The 16,075-nt window shown below is 63.0% G+C and carries 16 protein-coding genes and 1 pseudogene; 8 read left to right on the top strand and 9 right to left on the bottom strand.

What is annotated here, in order from left to right:
• Nucleotides 1–34: 34 nt before the first annotated feature.
• The 4 genes from rph to hemW are packed head-to-tail and all read left to right on the top strand — an operon-like array spanning nucleotide 35 to nucleotide 3,092.
• Entirely contained in the window at nucleotides 35–754 is a 720-nt protein-coding gene (gene rph / locus CO676_RS01225; protein WP_097519391.1) for a ribonuclease PH, read from the top strand.
• A 51-nt stretch (nucleotides 755–805) separates the two neighbouring features.
• A complete protein-coding gene (locus CO676_RS01220) occupies nucleotides 806–1,222 on the top strand; it encodes a VOC family protein (protein ID WP_097519390.1) in 417 nt (138 codons plus the stop codon).
• Between the two features lie 33 nt (nucleotides 1,223–1,255).
• Nucleotides 1,256–1,900, top strand: coding sequence for an RdgB/HAM1 family non-canonical purine NTP pyrophosphatase (gene rdgB, locus CO676_RS01215; protein WP_097519389.1), 645 nt, complete (start codon nucleotides 1,256–1,258; stop codon nucleotides 1,898–1,900).
• A 7-nt stretch (nucleotides 1,901–1,907) separates the two neighbouring features.
• Nucleotides 1,908–3,092, top strand: coding sequence for a radical SAM family heme chaperone HemW (gene hemW, locus CO676_RS01210; RefSeq protein ID WP_014760814.1), 1,185 nt, complete (start codon nucleotides 1,908–1,910; stop codon nucleotides 3,090–3,092).
• A gap of 59 nt (nucleotides 3,093–3,151) precedes the next feature.
• Here the strand turns inward: hemW and CO676_RS01205 are convergent, their stop codons facing one another.
• From CO676_RS01205 to mutM, 9 genes are all read right to left on the bottom strand, one after another.
• Nucleotides 3,152–3,766 carry a glutathione S-transferase gene (locus CO676_RS01205; protein ID WP_097519388.1) on the bottom strand — a complete coding sequence of 205 codons (615 nt, stop codon included), beginning with the start codon at nucleotides 3,764–3,766 and terminating at the stop codon, nucleotides 3,152–3,154.
• A gap of 132 nt (nucleotides 3,767–3,898) precedes the next feature.
• Complete coding sequence (locus CO676_RS01200; RefSeq protein WP_014760812.1) at nucleotides 3,899–4,759, bottom strand: nuclear transport factor 2 family protein; 861 nt, start codon at nucleotides 4,757–4,759, stop codon at nucleotides 3,899–3,901.
• A gap of 14 nt (nucleotides 4,760–4,773) precedes the next feature.
• Nucleotides 4,774–5,256: an SRPBCC family protein gene (locus CO676_RS01195; protein ID WP_014760811.1), complete on the bottom strand. Its 483-nt coding sequence runs from the start codon at nucleotides 5,254–5,256 to the stop codon at nucleotides 4,774–4,776.
• Nucleotides 5,257–5,330: 74 nt separating this feature from the next.
• Nucleotides 5,331–6,608: an RNA polymerase sigma factor gene (locus CO676_RS01190; protein WP_097519387.1), complete on the bottom strand. Its 1,278-nt coding sequence runs from the start codon at nucleotides 6,606–6,608 to the stop codon at nucleotides 5,331–5,333.
• The gene (locus tag CO676_RS01185) at nucleotides 6,605–6,979 is read right to left on the bottom strand and encodes a YciI family protein (protein ID WP_014760809.1); all 375 of its coding nucleotides are present in this window, start codon (nucleotides 6,977–6,979) and stop codon (nucleotides 6,605–6,607) included. The genes CO676_RS01190 and CO676_RS01185 overlap by 4 nt, the downstream gene beginning before the upstream one ends.
• A 217-nt stretch (nucleotides 6,980–7,196) precedes the next feature.
• Nucleotides 7,197–8,720, bottom strand: coding sequence for a chromosomal replication initiator protein DnaA (dnaA, locus tag CO676_RS01180; RefSeq protein WP_245424237.1), 1,524 nt, complete (start codon nucleotides 8,718–8,720; stop codon nucleotides 7,197–7,199).
• 925 nt (nucleotides 8,721–9,645) lie between these two features.
• Nucleotides 9,646–9,912, bottom strand: coding sequence for a 30S ribosomal protein S20 (rpsT, locus tag CO676_RS01175; RefSeq protein ID WP_014766820.1), 267 nt, complete (start codon nucleotides 9,910–9,912; stop codon nucleotides 9,646–9,648).
• 190 nt (nucleotides 9,913–10,102) lie between these two features.
• Nucleotides 10,103–10,876: an enoyl-CoA hydratase gene (locus tag CO676_RS01170; protein WP_014766819.1), complete on the bottom strand. Its 774-nt coding sequence runs from the start codon at nucleotides 10,874–10,876 to the stop codon at nucleotides 10,103–10,105.
• A gap of 37 nt (nucleotides 10,877–10,913) precedes the next feature.
• Entirely contained in the window at nucleotides 10,914–11,804 is an 891-nt protein-coding gene (mutM, locus tag CO676_RS01165; RefSeq protein ID WP_014766818.1) for a bifunctional DNA-formamidopyrimidine glycosylase/DNA-(apurinic or apyrimidinic site) lyase, read from the bottom strand.
• 229 nt (nucleotides 11,805–12,033) lie between these two features.
• Here mutM and ubiE point away from each other — a divergent pair, with 229 nt between their 5' ends.
• The 4 genes and pseudogenes from ubiE (at nucleotide 12,034) to CO676_RS01145 (ending at nucleotide 16,046) form a co-directional block, all read left to right on the top strand.
• Nucleotides 12,034–12,810: a bifunctional demethylmenaquinone methyltransferase/2-methoxy-6-polyprenyl-1,4-benzoquinol methylase UbiE gene (ubiE, locus tag CO676_RS01160; RefSeq protein ID WP_097519386.1), complete on the top strand. Its 777-nt coding sequence runs from the start codon at nucleotides 12,034–12,036 to the stop codon at nucleotides 12,808–12,810.
• Nucleotides 12,811–12,814: 4 nt separating this feature from the next.
• Nucleotides 12,815–14,389 carry a 2-polyprenylphenol 6-hydroxylase gene (gene ubiB / locus CO676_RS01155; protein ID WP_097519385.1) on the top strand — a complete coding sequence of 525 codons (1,575 nt, stop codon included), beginning with the start codon at nucleotides 12,815–12,817 and terminating at the stop codon, nucleotides 14,387–14,389.
• A 204-nt stretch (nucleotides 14,390–14,593) separates the two neighbouring features.
• On the top strand, nucleotides 14,594–15,097 hold the full coding sequence (locus tag CO676_RS01150; protein ID WP_097519384.1) for a GNAT family N-acetyltransferase: 504 nt from the start codon (nucleotides 14,594–14,596) through the stop codon (nucleotides 15,095–15,097).
• 95 nt (nucleotides 15,098–15,192) lie between these two features.
• Nucleotides 15,193–16,046, top strand: a pseudogene (locus CO676_RS01145) (helix-turn-helix transcriptional regulator).
• Nucleotides 16,047–16,075 lie beyond the last annotated feature (29 nt).

Genomic DNA, 16,075 nt, shown 5'->3' with positions numbered 1-16,075 from the left:
TCTAGAAGGCTCAGCAGATAAATAGGAGTCGACGATGCGGCCATCGGGCAGAAAAACCGACCAAATGCGCAAGGTTTCCTTCGAGCGCAATTTCTCCAAGCATGCGGAAGGGTCCTGCCTCGTGCGCTTCGGCGACACGCATGTCCTGTGCACGGCGAGCCTCGAGGAAAAGGTTCCCGCCTGGCTGCGCAACGGCGGCAAGGGCTGGATCACGGCCGAATACGGCATGCTGCCGCGGGCGACCGGCGAGCGGATGAGGCGCGAGGCGTCAGCCGGCAAGCAGAGCGGCCGCACGCAGGAAATCCAGCGGCTGATCGGCCGTTCGCTTCGAGCCGTCGTCGACCTGCCGGCGCTCGGCGAGCGTCAGATCTCGATCGACTGCGACGTGATCCAGGCGGACGGCGGCACCCGCACCGCCTCGATCACCGGCGCCTGGATCGCGCTGCACGATTGTCTGAAATGGATGGAAGCGCGCAACATGATCAAGCTCGAAAGGGTGCTCAGGGACCATGTCGCCGCCATTTCCTGCGGCATCTTTGCCAACCAGGCAGTTGTGGACCTCGACTATCTGGAAGACTCGGCCGCTGAGACCGATGCCAATTTCGTCATGACGGGCAGCGGTGGACTGGTCGAGATCCAGGGAACGGCGGAAGGAAAACCCTTCACGGAGGAAGAATTCGCAAGCCTGATGCGACTCGCCAAGGACGGCATTTCCGAGCTCGTCGCGTTGCAGAAGCAGGCGATCGCCGGCTAGGGCTGCGCGGGCGCCTACGCCCGGGTTCCCTGAAATTCGAGAGGATCGACGTTGGCTCCCGCTCTTGAAGGCATCCTCGAAACCGCGCTCTACGCGGATGATCTCGACGCCGCCGAAGCGTTCTACGGCAACGTGCTCGGCCTTGAGCGGATCACCCGCGTCGGCGACCGCCATGTCTTCTTCCGCTGCGGCGACGGCGTGCTGTTGATCTTCAACGCGGCGGAAACGATGAAGCCGCCCGCGACCGGCGCGCTGCCCGTGCCGCCGCATGGCACTAAGGGCGAGGGGCATATGTGCTTCCGCATCGCGGCAGAGGCGCTCGACACCTGGAAGGCGAAGCTGGAGACGGCTGGCGTGGCGATCGAGGCGGATATCCGCTGGCCGAACGGCGCCCGCTCCTTCTACTTCCGCGACCCGGCCGGAAACAGTCTGGAGTGCGCGGAACCCGGCCTCTGGGCAATCGATTGATGCGGCTTTGAAGTTTGGACGGAACAAGAATAGATGCGCAAACTCGTTGACAAGACGCTCGTGGTCGCGAGCCACAATGCCGGCAAGATCCGCGAAATCCGCGATTTGATCGGACCGCTCGGCTTCGAGGCAAAATCGGCCGCCGATCTCAATTTCATCGAGCCGGAGGAAACCGGCACGACCTTCGAGGAGAATGCGGCGATCAAGGCACTGGCCTCGGCCAGAGCCTCCGGCCTGCCAGCGCTTTCGGATGATTCCGGCCTTGCCGTCGATGCGCTCGGCGGCGCCCCCGGTGTCTACACCGCCAATTGGGCGGAGCGCGAAGACGGCAGCCGCGATTTCGCCATGGCGATGGAAAGGGTCGAGAAGGCGCTTCAGGAGAACGGAGCTACTGAGCCGGAGGATCGGACGGCCCGGTTCGTCTCGGTGCTCTGTCTTGCCTGGCCGGACGGACATGTCGAACTCTTTCGCGGCGAGGTCGAGGGCAAGGTCGTCTGGCCGCCGCGCGGGACGAGCGGCTTCGGCTATGATCCTGTGTTCCAGCCCCAGGGCTACGACACCACATTCGGCGAGATGAGCGCGGAAGAAAAGCACGGCTGGAAGCCGGGCGACAGCGAAGCGCTTTCGCATCGCGCCCGGGCCTTCAAGCTCTTTGCCGAGACCTGCCTCGGCGCCTGAGAAACCAATGATCCAGACGGTCCCGCTTTCGGCAATCGGTGACGGCATGGACCCCGGCTTCGGGGTCTATGTGCACTGGCCGTTCTGCGCAGCCAAATGCCCCTATTGCGACTTCAACAGCCATGTCCGCCACCAGCCGGTGGACCAGCCGCGCTTCATCGCTGCCTTCCTCCAGGAAATGGCGTCGGTGCGGGCGCTGTCCGGCCCGAGAACCGTGACCAGCATCTTCATGGGCGGCGGCACGCCGTCGCTGATGGAGCCTGCGACCGTCGGTGCGATCCTCGAGGGCATCGCCCGGCACTGGCATGTGCCGGACGGCATCGAGATCACCATGGAGGCCAATCCCTCGAGCGTCGAGGCGACGCGCTTCCACGGTTACCGGGCGGCCGGCGTCAACCGCGTCTCGCTGGGCGTCCAGGCTCTGAACGACCGCGATCTCAAATTCCTCGGCCGGCTGCACAATGTCGAGGATGCGCTGAAGGCGGTACGGCTGGCGCGCGAGATCTTCCCGCGCATGTCCTTCGACCTGATCTACGCCCGTCCGAACCAGACCGTCGAGGAATGGGAGCGCGAGCTGAAGGAAGCGGTATCCTACGCCGTCGACCATCTCTCGCTCTATCAGCTCACCATCGAGGAGGGCACGCCCTTTTTCGGGCTGCACAAGGCAGGCAAGCTGACCGTGCCGGACGGCGAACAGTCGGCGGTGCTCTACGAGGCGACGCAGGAGATCACAGCGGCGATCGGCATGCCCGCCTATGAGGTCTCCAACCATGCCCTGCGGGGGGCGGAAAGCCGCCACAACCTCACCTATTGGCGCTACGGCGACTATGCGGGTATCGGCCCCGGTGCCCACGGGCGGCTTACGGACGGCCCTAGCAAGATTGCGACTGCAACGGAACGCAATCCCGAGGCATGGCTGCGGCTCGTCGAGGAGCGCGGCGAAGGCATCACCGAGCAGGAGCCGCTCGACCTCGAGGCGCAGGCCGACGAATTGCTGCTGATGGGCCTGAGGCTTCGGGAAGGCGTCGATCTCGCTCGCTGGCAGACACTTTCCGGCCGCGATCCGGATCCCGACCGCGAACAGTTCCTCATCGAGCACGGCTTCATCGAACGCATCGGCAATTCACGCCTGCGCTGCACTCCAGCCGGCATGCTCATCCTGGACGCGGTCGTAGCCGATCTCGCCTGCTGAAAATTTTGAGCGCGGCGGCCGTGTCAGAGCGCCGCTCGCTTGCCGGAACGTTCAGTCGTTCAGTCATGTGTATCGCCCGAGAGCGGCGTCGCCCTCATAGAAGGACGCCGCTCGAATTGGTCGAACCACCGGGTCAGCCTGGGTCGGTCGCGAAAGGACGGCAGAGCGCGGAACGCCATCCAGGAAAGCGCAGTCGCCAGCGCAATATGGCCGACATGCAGCGGCGCATCGAGGTCCGGAACCGTCTCCAACCAGTCATAGGTCGCCTCGATCTTTTCGTTATAGCCGTCCCGAAGCGCACCGTAGCGTAACGGTTCCGGCCGCCGCACGGTTTCCCAGCGTAGCGCTATGCCGGTCTGCGCCAGACCTTGCGCGACCGATTGCAGCGTCAGTGCCTGCCACCAGCTATCACCGCTCTCTGGAATGAGTTTCGTGCCGTCATGGATAGTGTCGAGATAGGCGCAGATCACGTCGGAATCGAAGATCGGTGCCCCTTCGGTGCGCAGCAGCACGGGCACCTTGCCGAGCGGATTCTCGGCGTAAACCCGATCGTTGCGCAAGGTCGGGCTCGTCTCATGATGAAGGATCTCCAGCCGGTCCGCGATCCCGGCTTCGTGGGCAAAGACGAGCGTCTTACGGGCAAAGGGAGAGTGGGTCTGATAATGCAGGATCATGTTACCTCGCGTGGGCCGTCCATCGGCACTTCGCGAAGATTAAGAAATCAGCCGCAAGAATTGCGCTCTGTTTCACCGCCCGACGCACAAGTTCGTTCACGCCGGGCGGTAGCTTATGCCCCGCCGGTCTCGTCAGTCGCTCTTCTTCACCGGAGCGACGATCCCCCATGTGACGCCGAAGGGGTCGCGCAACTGGCCGTAATAGTCGCCCCAGAAGGCGATCTCCAGCGGCATCGTCACTTCCGCCCCCGCGGCCACCGCGCGCTTCCACCAGAAATTGGCGTCGTCGACAATGAGGTGCAGCACGAAGCCCTCCGGCGGCTTCCAGGGAATGCCGAATTCCGGGAAGGGATCGTTCAGCATCAGCGCGCCGCCATTGATCGTCAGGTGGCAATGAATAAGGCGCTTGCCGTCCTCGGCATACTTGCGGTCCTCCTCCTTGGCGCCAAAGGCACGGCTGTAGAATTTGGCAGTTGCGTCCGCATTCTCGACGTTGAGATAAGCGACGACGCCGGCCATCGGCGGATGCGAGGGCGCGTCCCAGTCGACCTGCGACGTAGGATCGAGGTCGATCGCCGCCTTGACGCTTCCGTCCATATAGAAGGGGACGGATTCATGCTGATGAGCGATCTTCCATCCCTTGTCGGTGCGCTTCAGACCGAGCGTCTGGCGGTACCAGAGCGCCGGTTTGTCGCCATTTTGCTTTTCGCCGGAGAGATGCGCCAATGCCGTGGCGAACGCGACGTCATCGCTTGACGAAATCTCGAGGTCCTGAAGCCGGTAGCCGAGCGGACCTTTCCACGTCGAAAACCACTGCTCAAGTTCCCCGGCACCGGCGTCCGAGGCCTTGAGCGGCGGCGCCAGAGAAAAGACCAGGCAATCCTCCGTGCCGTGGGAAAGGACGCGGCCCGCATCCTTCTGCCGCATGGCCTCCGCCCAGTCTTCGATCACTGCGCGAATCTCCGCGGCGTTGCTGCTCTCGGTGATGGACATGAATTATCCTCCTCTCAGAGTCTTGCGACGAGTGCCGCTAGCTGGTCGGCGCATTGGCCCCAGCCCTCGTGAAAGCCCATCTTCTCGTGGGTCTCGCGGTCCGCGACGCTCCAGTGGCGGGCGCGAGCGGTGTAGCGGGTCTTCCCGCCCTCGTCCTCAAAGGTCAGGATCGCCGTCATGAACGGCTTTTCGGAGGGCTTCCAGGCTTCCGTATATGCGTCCGTCATGACCAGCTTCTCGTTCGGCACGACCTCCAGATAGACACCCTGATTGGGATAGAGCTCGCCCTCCGGCGATCGCATGACGAAGCGGTTCGTGCCGCCTGGCCTGACGTCGAGCTCCGCTTCGGTGATCGTCCACGGCAAGGGAGCGAACCATTGCTTCAGGAGCTCGGCATCCGTGAAGGCGCGATAGACCTTTTCGCGCGGTGCATCGATCAGGCGGATCAGAACCAGTTCGCGGTCATTGATGGGGTCGATTTCGGTAGCTGCAGTCATTTCCAATTCCTCCGTGGTGGGTTCGAACCTAGGACGACCGGGACGTTCGGATTCCGACAGCTGCCGACGACGTTTTATTGTTTTTCTTCTGCCGGCGTTATCGAAGCGATCGCGTCGGCCTCCAGGTGGTCGAGCTGCTTGCGGATATAGGCGGCCTCGGCGGCATTGGTGGCAAGCGCGATCGCCCGGTCGAAGGCGACGCGCGCCTCGCGGCTGCGGTCAAGCTGCTTGAGCAGGCCGCCGCGCAGGCCGTGATAATAGAAATAGCTGGAGAGCCTATCGGCGAGCGGTTCGACCAGCGCCAGCGCCGCTTCTGGCCCGTCGCGTTTCGACACGGCGACCGCCCGGTTGAGCGTGACGACCGGCGATGGCTGCAGCCGCTCGAGCGCTTGGTAGAGCAGCTCGATCTCGTTCCAATCCGTCAGCTCCGGACGCTCGGCGCGTGCATGCAGCGCTGCGATCGCGGCCTGAATCTGGTAGGGCCCGGGGCGACGATGACGTATCGCCTTGTCGATCATCGCCAAGGCCTCGGTGATCATCGGCCTGTTCCACAGCCGCCGGTCCTGGTCCTCGAGCAGGATGATGGCGCCATGAGCGTCGAAACGGGCGCGCGCGCGCGAATGCTGGAGGAGCAAAAGCGCCGTCAGCCCCATGATCTCCGGCTCCGACGGAAACAGCCGGAGCAACAGCCGGGACAGGCGGATTGCCTCGTCGCAGAGATCGGCGGAGACCCCGTCCGGGCCGTTCATGGCCGAATAGCCCTCGTTGAAGACGAGGTAGATCATCGTGGCGACCGCCGCGAGCCGCTCGGCGCGGTCGGCGGCGTCGGGCGTTTCGAACGGGATGCCGGCGGCAGCCACTCGCGCCTTGGCGCGGGTGATGCGCTGTTCCATCGCCGCCTCGCCGACAAGGAAGGCGCGGGCGATCTGCTTGACGGACAGGCCGGAAACGATCCGGAGCGCCAGTGCGATCTGCTGGGTGGCCGGCAGGGCCGGATTGCTGCAGACGAAGAGCAGCCGCAGGATATCGTCGCGGTAGTGCGCCCCGTCGAGGCGGTCGGCCAGTTCGCTCTCCCGGTCCTCGAGATCGGAGAGCAGCTCTCCCGGCGGCAGCGCCGTTTCACGCGCTTGCCGCCGCACCTTGTCGATACCGCTGTTGCGGCCGACGAAAATCAGCCAGGCGGCAGGATCGCGCGGCGGTCCGTTCTTCGGCCAGGTCTTCAATGCCCGGATGCAGGCCTCCTGGAAGGCCTCTTCCGCCAGATCGAGACTGCGGAAATAGCGCAGCAGCGCGCCCATTGCCTGCGGCCGCGCGGATACCAGGGCAAGGTCGATCCAGGCCGTGTCGGTCATGGGGCAAGCTCACCCGGTTTGAACAGAGACAGGGGGCGAATCTCGTAGGAACCCGCGGCCGGATTGGCGGCACTCAATTCGCGGGCGAAATCCAGCGCCTCATCGAGCGATACGCAATCGATCAGGTAAAAGCCGAGCAACTGCTCCTTGGTCTCGGCAAAGGGACCATCCATGACAACGGTCTCTCCCCGGCTGTGGCGCAATGTGGTGGCCGCGGTCGTCGGCAGGAGCCGCGCGACGGGGCCGAGCTTGCCGGCCTCGACATACTTTCGCTGGACGGCGGTAAGATCACGCATGACCTTGTCTTCCTCCTCCTGGCTCCAGGCGCTCGTTACGTCTTCATTGTTGTAGCAAAGCACAGCGTAAAGCATCGAGACCTCTCCCGCTTCGATCAAAAGGACGAATGACGAAAGAGATAGCCGACAAACGGGACGAAAAAAATGCCATCTGGCAATGCGTCTGACTTCGAGCCAAGCGGCGTTTCGGTTGCCGGCCATGCTGTGGAATACAGGTTGCCGGCAGCTTCGCACAAAAAAGCCCGGCTAACCCGGGCCCTTCGTAAGCTGTAGATTACACAAACGATCGCACCTACTCGTTGATCAGTCGTTTCAGGAGCTCGACTTCGTGGCTGAGCTTTGTGTCGCCGGCGATCAGTTCCTCGATCTTGCGTACCGCGTGCAAAACGGTCGTGTGATCGCGGCCGCCGAAACGGCGGCCTATTTCCGGGAAGGAGCGCGGCGTCAGCGTCTTCGACAGGTACATGGCGATCTGGCGCGGCTTGACGATGACGCGCGTGCGGCGGTTCGAGACCAGTTCCTGGCGCGAGACATTGTAGTGCTTGGCGACGACCCGTTGGATATCCTCGATGCGGACGCGGCGCGGCTCGCCGGCATTGACGAGATGGCCGAGCAGCTCATCGACACGCTCGATCGACAGCTGCGGCTCGAAGGAGCGGCGGAAGAGGAGCTGGTTGAAGGCCCCTTCCAGCTCGCGGCCGCTGGCTGTGACATTGCGCGCTACATGGCTCAGGATATCTTGCGGAATGTCGAGCGACGCATCGTCCTGGCGGGCCGCTTCGAGACGGCGCTTCAGCATTTCGAGGCGCATGTCGTAGTCAGGCCCCTCCATCTCGATCGCCACGCCGCCCTGCAGGCGCGAACGAACGCGGCTGTCGAGCGATTCCAGCTCCCAGGGCGCCCGGTCCGCCGCCACGACCACCTGTTTGGCCGAGTCGAGCAGCATGTTGAGCAGATGGCAGAATTCATGCTGGATCGACTTGCCCTGCAGGAACTGCATGTCGTCGATGACGAGAAGATCGATATTACGCAGCGATTCCTTCAGCGACAGCGCGTCGTTGTCACGGATCGCGGTGGCGAAACGCCACATGAAATATTCCGCCGTAAGATAGACGACACGCGGCGCCCGTGCGCTTTGCAGCGCAGCAAGCGCGACCGCCTGCAATAGATGCGTCTTGCCGAGGCCGACGCTGGAATGGATGAACAGCGGATTGAAGCGCACGGCGCCGGCGCCGGCCTCCGCGATCGTGCGCGCCGCAGCAAGCGCCACGCGGTTGGACGAGCCCTCGACGAAGCTCTCGAAATTGTAGCGCTGGTCGAGCGGCGAACCGAAAAGCGGCGCCTGCGTCGGCCTTGCGGCGGCTGCGACCGTGGCAGCGGCAGCGGCGACCGGCTGTGGCGAGGCCGCACGGCGGGCAGGGGCAGCCGGCGCCGGTTCGGCTGCCGCAAGCACTGCCTCTTCGTGAACCGCCGGACGCTGGCCGCGGGTCGCGGTACGGACGAGGACCTCCACCTTCAGGATCTCACCGTCTTCCTGCTGGAAAAGGTTGGTGATCAGATCGAGATAGCGATTGTTGATCCACGACTTCAAAAAAGTCGTAGGCACCGACAGGCGCACGACACTTTTCGATACCGAATGGAGCTTGAGACGCCCGAACCAGCTGGCGAAGACATCCGGACCGACCTGGGCTTTTAAACGCGCACTTACCCGCTCGAAAAGTGCGTCATGCCGCATGTCGTGCTTTTCCCCCGCCGCCTGAGACTGATTGCTTCCGGCCTGAATTCCTTCAGACGCCGTCGCCAAATTCATCTGCATTTTGCCGCCTTCCAATATCATTATCCGATGCCGTCATTCGCTGCCGGCCTCATCTTTATGTCCATCGGACACGGCTGCCTCCAAAGCCATGCCGCGCCCGACGAACGCCCTGTCGCAACGAAACCGGGCTCCTCATATCCCGTCCCGCCGCGCGCTGCGCTCACCCGCTCGCCTCGATCAAGCGAATGTCCCCTCGCGCCTAGTCCTATCGATTCCGTGCGGCCGTCTTCAAGCCATCCGGTCCTACCCATTGTGACTACACCGCACCCCTCGTACGAAGCGGGTAGCCGAGGTGGTCTCCTTTCCTCTTGAACGCACACCGACACAGTATCGATGGGAACCACACCCACAACCGTAAGGCGAAATGTCCTCGTTCCGCGACGAAGCTCGTCCGGCTTAACCATCTCGACTTGTCTGATTGAACGACGTGGATTTCCCCCGCCACAGGGAACAGATAATCCAAAGCCATCTCGTTGAAATGACTTCAAACCTCTTTATACAGATGTGATCCGTGTCCCCTGTGGAAGCCATTTAGGCAGGATCGAGGGGCAAGATCAATGGCGATTTTTACCGCTTCTTAAGCGCTGCCGGTTGACTCTCGTGCGGCGTTTTGCATGGGCGTTTGCGAGTCCCGCAAGAATCGCTTTTGAATCAAGGGTTTTGATTTTTGCCGCCATGATTAGCTGGCGAAAAAGAAAAAAAATAAAAATTTTCTTGACTCACATTGCGTCGAAGACGGCGCCACACGGAGACGTGACGCTGGCGGGAACCTCGCGCAACCCGTTGAAATCACTTGCACATTTCTGTCACGGCCCTGACACAACCGCCATCCGGGCAGGTTAGCTATGACAATGGCAGAATTATGAATCCGAAAAGCCCGGCGCGTGCGCCGGGCTTTTCGTCAATTGCTTATTATTTAGCCGGGTTAGGCCGAAAGGGCCTTCACGCGCTGCGCCAGACGAGACACTTTGCGCGATGCGGTATTGCCATGCAGCACGCCCTTGGTGGCGGCCCGCATCAGCTCCGGCTGGGCTGCCTGCAGGGCAGCAGCGGCGAGCGCCTGATCGCCGGAAGCGATCGCCTCTTCAACCTTGCGTACGAAGTTGCGGACGCGCGAACGACGAGCCTTGTTCACTGCGGTACGGCGCGCGATCTTGCGAGTCGCCTTTTTCGCCGAAGTTGTATTGGCCATTGATGCCTCTCTTCGAAAACTGACATGAACTCCGCCTTCGCCGTGCCGGGTCACTGCGACCTGTCAACCAAAGCAATTCGGGAGCAGTATCGGAAAGCCATGCGAGATGGCGTTTCAAACTGAGGGCGGCGTATAGCGGGAAACCGCCCTTGCGTCAACGCGCATTTTGCGAAAACCCGCGCTTCCGCATTCACCTGTGTTTGAAATCCGCCTTGCGCTTGCCGACGAAGGCGGCCATCCCTTCCTTCTGGTCTTCGGTGGCGAAAAGCGCCTGGAAGAGCCGCCGCTCGAAACGGAGGCCCTCGGCAAGCGTCACTTCCAGCGAGCGGTTGACCGCCTCCTTCGCCATCATCACCGCCGGAAGCGCGAGCGAGGCGATCTTTTCCGCCGCGGCGAGCGCCTCTTCCATCAGCCTCTCGGGTGCGACGATGCGCGCAACGAGGCCCGCCCGCTCCGCCTCGGCAGCGTCCATCATGCGGCCGGTCAGGATCAGGTCCATCGCCTTCGCTTTGCCGACCGCGCGCGTCAGGCGCTGCGACCCGCCCATGCCGGGAATGACGCCGAGGGTGATTTCCGGTTGACCGAATTTCGCCGTCTCCGATGCGATGATGAAGTCGCACATCATGGCGAGCTCGCAGCCGCCGCCAAGCGCAAAGCCGGAAACGGCCGCAATCATCGGCTTGCGGGCCCCGGCGACATGCTCCCAACCGCCGAGAAAGTCGCCAAGGTAGCTGTCGACGAAATCGAGCGACTGCATTTCCTTGATATCGGCGCCGGCCGCGAATGCCTTGTCCGAGCCGGTGATGACGATCGCGCCGACGCCCTTGTCCGCATCGAAGGTTTTCAACGCCGCGTCAAGCTCGCGCATCAGCGTCGAATTCAGCGCATTCAGCGCCTGCGGCCGATTGAGGGTGATCAGGCCGACGCGCCCGCGCGTTTCGACCAGCAGCGTCTCGTAACTCATGTCGTCTCCTCCACTTCGATCTCGATTGCGGCAAGCTCTATTTCTGGCAGCGCGGGCAATGGAAGGTCGAACGCCCTGCCTGAACGATGCGGGCGACCGTACCGCCGCAGTCCAGCGTACGGCAAGCCTCGCCCTCCCGATCGTAGACGGAAAAGGCATGCTGGAAATAGCCGAGGCTGCCATCTGCCTGGATATGGTCCTTGAGCGACGAGCCACCGGCAGCGATCGCGTCGGCAATCACAGCGCGGATCGCCTCCACAAGCGCGAACAAGGCCTGCTTCGGGCGTCCGCGCTTGTCGACCAGCGTTCCGGCAGCCCTGTTCGGCGACAAGCCCGATCGCCACAGCGCCTCGCACACATAGATATTGCCGAGGCCAGCGATCGTCCTCTGGTCCAGCAGCGCCGTCTTCAGCGGCTGCGACTTTCCGGTGAACCGGACAGCCAGATAAGCGGCGTCGAGCGCATTGCCAGTCGGCTCCTCGCCGAGATCGCGGAAGAAGGCGTGCTCGGCGATCGTATCGCGCCGCGCCAGGTCCATGAAGCCGAAGCGGCGCGGGTCGTTGTAGATGATGCGCGTCTGGCCGGACCCTCCCTCGAGATGGAAGATCACATGGTCGTGCTTCTCATCCTTGCTGCGCGGTCGATGGAATTCGCCGGGCACTGTCGGCTCCGCGCCGGCCTCGATGCGGAACGACCCGGACATGCCGAGATGCGCAACTATCACATCGCCGCCTTCGAGGTCGATCATCAGATATTTGGCCCGACGCGACAGCGCGAGGATGCGGCGGCCAGAAATGGCGGTGGCGAAATTGTCGGGAAAGGGAAAGCGCAGGTCCGGCCGGCGCAGTTCGGCGCGCACCAGCAGGGCCCCCTCCATCGTCGGCGCCAATCCCCGTTTGACCGTTTCGACCTCAGGCAGTTCCGGCATCGGCCGTCGTCCTTCATTCTTTGTTCATTCCGTCCGCAACATTCTTACAGGGAGCGTTGTGTGTCTCAAAGACGCACAACGCCGGAGTGCTGTGAACGCGCCATTCCCATAGCCAGATTGATATCCTATAGGGATGCGCTATGTCGCGCCCAGATCCCGCCGCTGAGATAGCGCGGGCGGGATGATTTCGCTATGGTGCCGGCAAAATTCGTTGGAGTGGAGTTTTCGTATGACGGATGAGCGCGTATCGGCCGATGGCGGAATGGAGACCTCCTTCGGTTTCCGCGAAGTCGGCACGGGCGAAAAGCAGCCGCTCGTCAACGACGTCTTCCACAAGGTCGCCAAACGCTACGACATCATGAACGACATGATGTCGGCCGGTCTGCATCGCGTCTGGAAGAATGCGATGATCGCCGCGCTCAACCCGCCGCGCCGGGAGCACTACCGGGTGCTCGACGTCGCTGGCGGCACCGGCGATGTCGCCTTCCGCATCGTCGAAGCCTCCGACCGCCGGGCGCATGCGACGGTGCTCGACATCAATGGCTCGATGCTCGCCGTCGGCGCCGAACGGGCCCGCAAGAAGGGGCTCCTCGCCAATCTCGAATTCGTCGAGGCGAATGCCGAGGACCTGCCCTTCGCGGCGAATTCCTTTGATGCCTATACGATCGCCTTCGGCATTCGCAATGTGCCGCGCATCGAGGTGGCGCTCGCGGAGGCCCACCGCGTGCTGAAGCGCGGCGGCCGGCTCCTGGTGCTCGAATTCTCCGACGTCGAGATGCCGCTCTTGGACCGCTTCTACGATGCCTGGTCGTTCAACGCGATACCGAAGTTCGGCAAGCTCGTCACCGGCGACGACGCGCCCTACCAGTATCTGGTCGAATCGATCCGCAAGTTCCCGAACCAGCGTGATTTCGCCGCGATGATCCGCACCGCCGGCTTTGGCCGCGTCTCCTTCACCAACTACACCGGCGGCATCGCAGCGTTACATTCCGGCTGGAAAATCTGACCGCATGAGCACGCCTGGAGCATATTTCCGTCTCGTGCGGATCGGCTGGGTGCTGGCGCGCGAGGACGCCTTTGCAGCGGTTCCGTCCGAACACCTTCCTCCGCTGGCGCGTTTCGTGCAGCGGCTCGCCGGGCTGCTTGCCCGCCGCAGAGCCCGGTCCGAGGCGCGCAGCGGCCGGCTCGCCCGGGCCGTCGAACGGCTTGGCCCCTCCTATGTCAAGATCGGCCAGTTTCTCGCCACACGGCCGGATGTCGTCGGCGCGGAACTCGCCGCCGACCTCTCGCTCTTGCAGGATCGGATGGCGACGTTTCCCGAGAGCGAGGCCCGCGCCGCCATACAAGGTTCCCTCGGCCGCTCCGTCGAGGCGCTGTTCGTCGAATTTTCCGAAGCGATGGCAGCCGCGTCGATCGCTCAGGTCCATCCGGCCGTGGTCCTGCGTGACGGCAGGCGGGAAAAGGTGGCCGTCAAGGTCATCCGTCCGGGCGTGCGCCAGCGCTTCGCCTCGGATATCGAGGCGATGTACCTGGTTTCGCGCATGCAGGAGCGGTTCCTGCCCTATACCCGGCGGCTGAGGCCGGTCGAGGTGACGAAAACGCTCGAACAGACGACCAAGGTCGAAATGGACCTGAGGCTCGAGGCCGCCGCACTTTCCGAACTCGGTGAGAACACCAAGGAAGACTCCGGTTTTCGCGTACCCAAGGTCGACTGGGAACGCACGGGTCGCGACGTCGTGACGATGGAATGGATCGACGGCGTGAAGATGTCGGACATCGAAGGTCTGAAGCGCGCCGGCCACGACCTCAACCGGCTCGCCGAAACGCTGATCCAGTCTTTCCTGCGCCACACGCTGCGCGACGGCTTCTTCCACGCCGACATGCACCAGGGCAACCTGTTCGTCGACGACGCCGGCCATATCGTCGCCGTCGACATGGGAATTGTCGGCCGGCTCGGCAAGAAGGAGCGCCGCTTCCTCGCCGAGATCCTCTTCGGCTTCATCACGCGCGACTACCAGCGCGTTGCCGACGTGCATTTCGAGGCGGGCTACGTACCCTCACATCACGACGCGGCGAGCTTTGCCCAGGCGATCCGGGCGATCGGTGAACCCATCCACGGCCAGCCGGCCGAAACGATCTCGATGGCCAAGCTTCTGACGCTGCTCTTCGAGGTGACCGAGCTCTTCGACATGCAGACGCGTCCCGAGCTCGTCATGCTGCAGAAGACCATGGTCGTCGTCGAGGGCGTCGCCCGCACCCTCAACCCACGCTTCAACATGTGGAAGGCGTCCGAGCCGGTCGTCGGCAAGTGGATCCGCGACAATCTTGGCCCGAAACGCATTGTCACGGATCTGCGCGACGGGCTGCACGCGGCGCTTCGGGTTGCCGAAGCCCTTCCGGAAATCGCGGCGCGCACCGAACGCTTCTCCGCGGAAATCATGGCGATGAGCGAGAACGGCCTGCGCTTCGATCCAGAAACGGCGGAGGCGATCGGCAAGGCGGAGGCGCGCCATACACGCTCGGGCCGCCTAGCACTCTGGGTGATCGCGGCAACGCTCGTTTTCATCGCCTGGCAGCTTGTCTGAGCGTCGGGAAAATCGCTTCAGAATTCCTGTATCCTGGAATAGTATCCGCCCATGGACAATCGTTTTTCGCTCGTGATGCTGGTGACCACGCAGACCTCAGGGTGTGCGGGAGACCTGTTGCGTTAAGCGAAGTGTCTTCAAGCCAACCCTGCCGAGGCGAGCAGGGTTCGGCTCTGTTTCCTCGGAAAAAAGAGAGAGGAAACAATGAACGCTGGTTCGCCCGCACTCCATATCCGCGCCGCATCCATTGCCGACTGGGAAGCGCTCGCCGCCTTACGCGATCTGCCCGGCGTTCGCAACGGAACGCTGCGCCTGCCCTTCGCACCGCCGGAGCAGACGCGCCGTTGGCTCGAAAGCCTAACGGAAAACGATATGATCATCGTCGCCGAGTTCGAGGGACAGATCGTCGGGCTCGCCGGATTGCACCGCCACAAGGGGCGGCGGCAGCATGCGGCTGACCTCGGCATGTCGGTCCATGACGACTACCGCCGGCGCGGTATCGGCAAGGCGCTGCTCGAGGCGTTGATCAAGGCGGCAGACCGCTGGCTCGGCATCTCCCGCATCGAATTGACGGTCTTCACCGACAACGAAGCGGCGATCGGCCTCTACCGCAACGCGGGCTTCGTCACCGAGGGCGTCCTGAAGTCCTACGCCTTGCGTGACGGTCAACTCACCGACGTGCTGACCATGGCTCGGCTGCGCCGATGAAAGAATGGTAGCAATGGGCAGAACTTGCGGGCGGCGGGCGTATCGGGATCGATGACCGGCCTGGCATTCGTCAACCGAGGAGGTTAAGAGGATGCATGAAGTACGAAACCCCTCCTGTTCCAGCCGGCGCCGTCATCCGTCAGGGAGGAAGGACGTGCTTTCATCGTCTGACGAATACCACTCCCGTGCTTATTCATGTGCGCTCGGGCAACAAGGTCGTGGTTATTCGCGACCCCCTTTGCGCCTCTCAGCCGGCGAGTTTGGGCTGTTGCCCGACCACCAGCCCATGACCATGGAGAACATTCCAAGGGCACCGCAGAACTACAAAGCGCGCATCCTGCCTGTACCACGTGCCTTCTTCGAAGAAACCTACGCCCGTTTGGCTTTCATCACGCCTCCCCGAACAGCGCTACCGGTGAAGGCTTTGGAGTTGCCCGCCGAGGCAGTGGAGCTGTTTGATCTCTGCTGCTCTTCGGAAAGCTTCGCGAAACTCCCCACCCCCATCGCCACGGTCCGCTTGATCGAACTCATCACCTGGTTCGCGCTCAGCGGCGCCGTGTTGGGAGACCAAGGAAGCCCTCTCTTGCAGCATCGCCTGCGCCAGATGATCGAGTTGGACCCCGCCCACAACTGGACCTTGGGCCAGGCGGCCCGCAGCTTCCACATGAGCGAGGCCACGCTTCGACGTAAGCTGGCAGCGGAAAACACCAGCTTCAGCGAAACGTTGAGCGATACGCGCATGACGCGGGCGCTGGCGCTGCTGCAAACGACCACCCTGCCGATCGCCCATGTCGCCCAGGAGGTGGGCTACGGCTCGCCATCTCAGTTCTCGGCCCGATTCAAGGAGCGGTTCGGCATCAATCCGCGCGAGATACGAGGAGATTTCGGACTATTTGAGCGGATCGGGACAGAAGTTGAGCATATCAGGAGAGACAGCGTGTCCGCCTGAGAATACGGTTGCTGAATTAGATCGTTTCG

The organism is Sinorhizobium sp. BJ1, assembly GCF_002531555.1.
GTDB classification, from domain to species: Bacteria; Pseudomonadota; Alphaproteobacteria; order Rhizobiales; family Rhizobiaceae; genus Sinorhizobium; species Sinorhizobium fredii_B.
Note: the sequence above shows the minus strand (reverse complement) of the source record. Positions and strands in the feature narration are given on the sequence as shown.

What these genes read in the sequence shown, in the direction of transcription:
- rph (WP_097519391.1), top strand. Translation starts at nt 35, where the DNA reads ATGCGGCCATCGGGCAGAAAAACCGACCAAATGCGCAAGGTTTCCTTC.
- rdgB (WP_097519389.1), top strand. Translation starts at nt 1,256, where the DNA reads ATGCGCAAACTCGTTGACAAGACGCTCGTGGTCGCGAGCCACAATGCC.
- hemW (WP_014760814.1), top strand. Translation starts at nt 1,908, where the DNA reads ATGATCCAGACGGTCCCGCTTTCGGCAATCGGTGACGGCATGGACCCC.
- CO676_RS01205 (WP_097519388.1), bottom strand. Translation starts at nt 3,766, where the DNA reads ATGATCCTGCATTATCAGACCCACTCTCCCTTTGCCCGTAAGACGCTC.
- CO676_RS01200 (WP_014760812.1), bottom strand. Translation starts at nt 4,759, where the DNA reads ATGTCCATCACCGAGAGCAGCAACGCCGCGGAGATTCGCGCAGTGATC.
- CO676_RS01195 (WP_014760811.1), bottom strand. Translation starts at nt 5,256, where the DNA reads ATGACTGCAGCTACCGAAATCGACCCCATCAATGACCGCGAACTGGTT.
- CO676_RS01190 (WP_097519387.1), bottom strand. Translation starts at nt 6,608, where the DNA reads ATGACCGACACGGCCTGGATCGACCTTGCCCTGGTATCCGCGCGGCCG.
- CO676_RS01185 (WP_014760809.1), bottom strand. Translation starts at nt 6,979, where the DNA reads ATGCTTTACGCTGTGCTTTGCTACAACAATGAAGACGTAACGAGCGCC.
- dnaA (WP_245424237.1), bottom strand. Translation starts at nt 8,720, where the DNA reads ATGCAGATGAATTTGGCGACGGCGTCTGAAGGAATTCAGGCCGGAAGC.
- rpsT (WP_014766820.1), bottom strand. Translation starts at nt 9,912, where the DNA reads ATGGCCAATACAACTTCGGCGAAAAAGGCGACTCGCAAGATCGCGCGC.
- CO676_RS01170 (WP_014766819.1), bottom strand. Translation starts at nt 10,876, where the DNA reads ATGAGTTACGAGACGCTGCTGGTCGAAACGCGCGGGCGCGTCGGCCTG.
- mutM (WP_014766818.1), bottom strand. Translation starts at nt 11,804, where the DNA reads ATGCCGGAACTGCCTGAGGTCGAAACGGTCAAACGGGGATTGGCGCCG.
- ubiE (WP_097519386.1), top strand. Translation starts at nt 12,034, where the DNA reads ATGACGGATGAGCGCGTATCGGCCGATGGCGGAATGGAGACCTCCTTC.
- ubiB (WP_097519385.1), top strand. Translation starts at nt 12,815, where the DNA reads ATGAGCACGCCTGGAGCATATTTCCGTCTCGTGCGGATCGGCTGGGTG.
- CO676_RS01150 (WP_097519384.1), top strand. Translation starts at nt 14,594, where the DNA reads ATGAACGCTGGTTCGCCCGCACTCCATATCCGCGCCGCATCCATTGCC.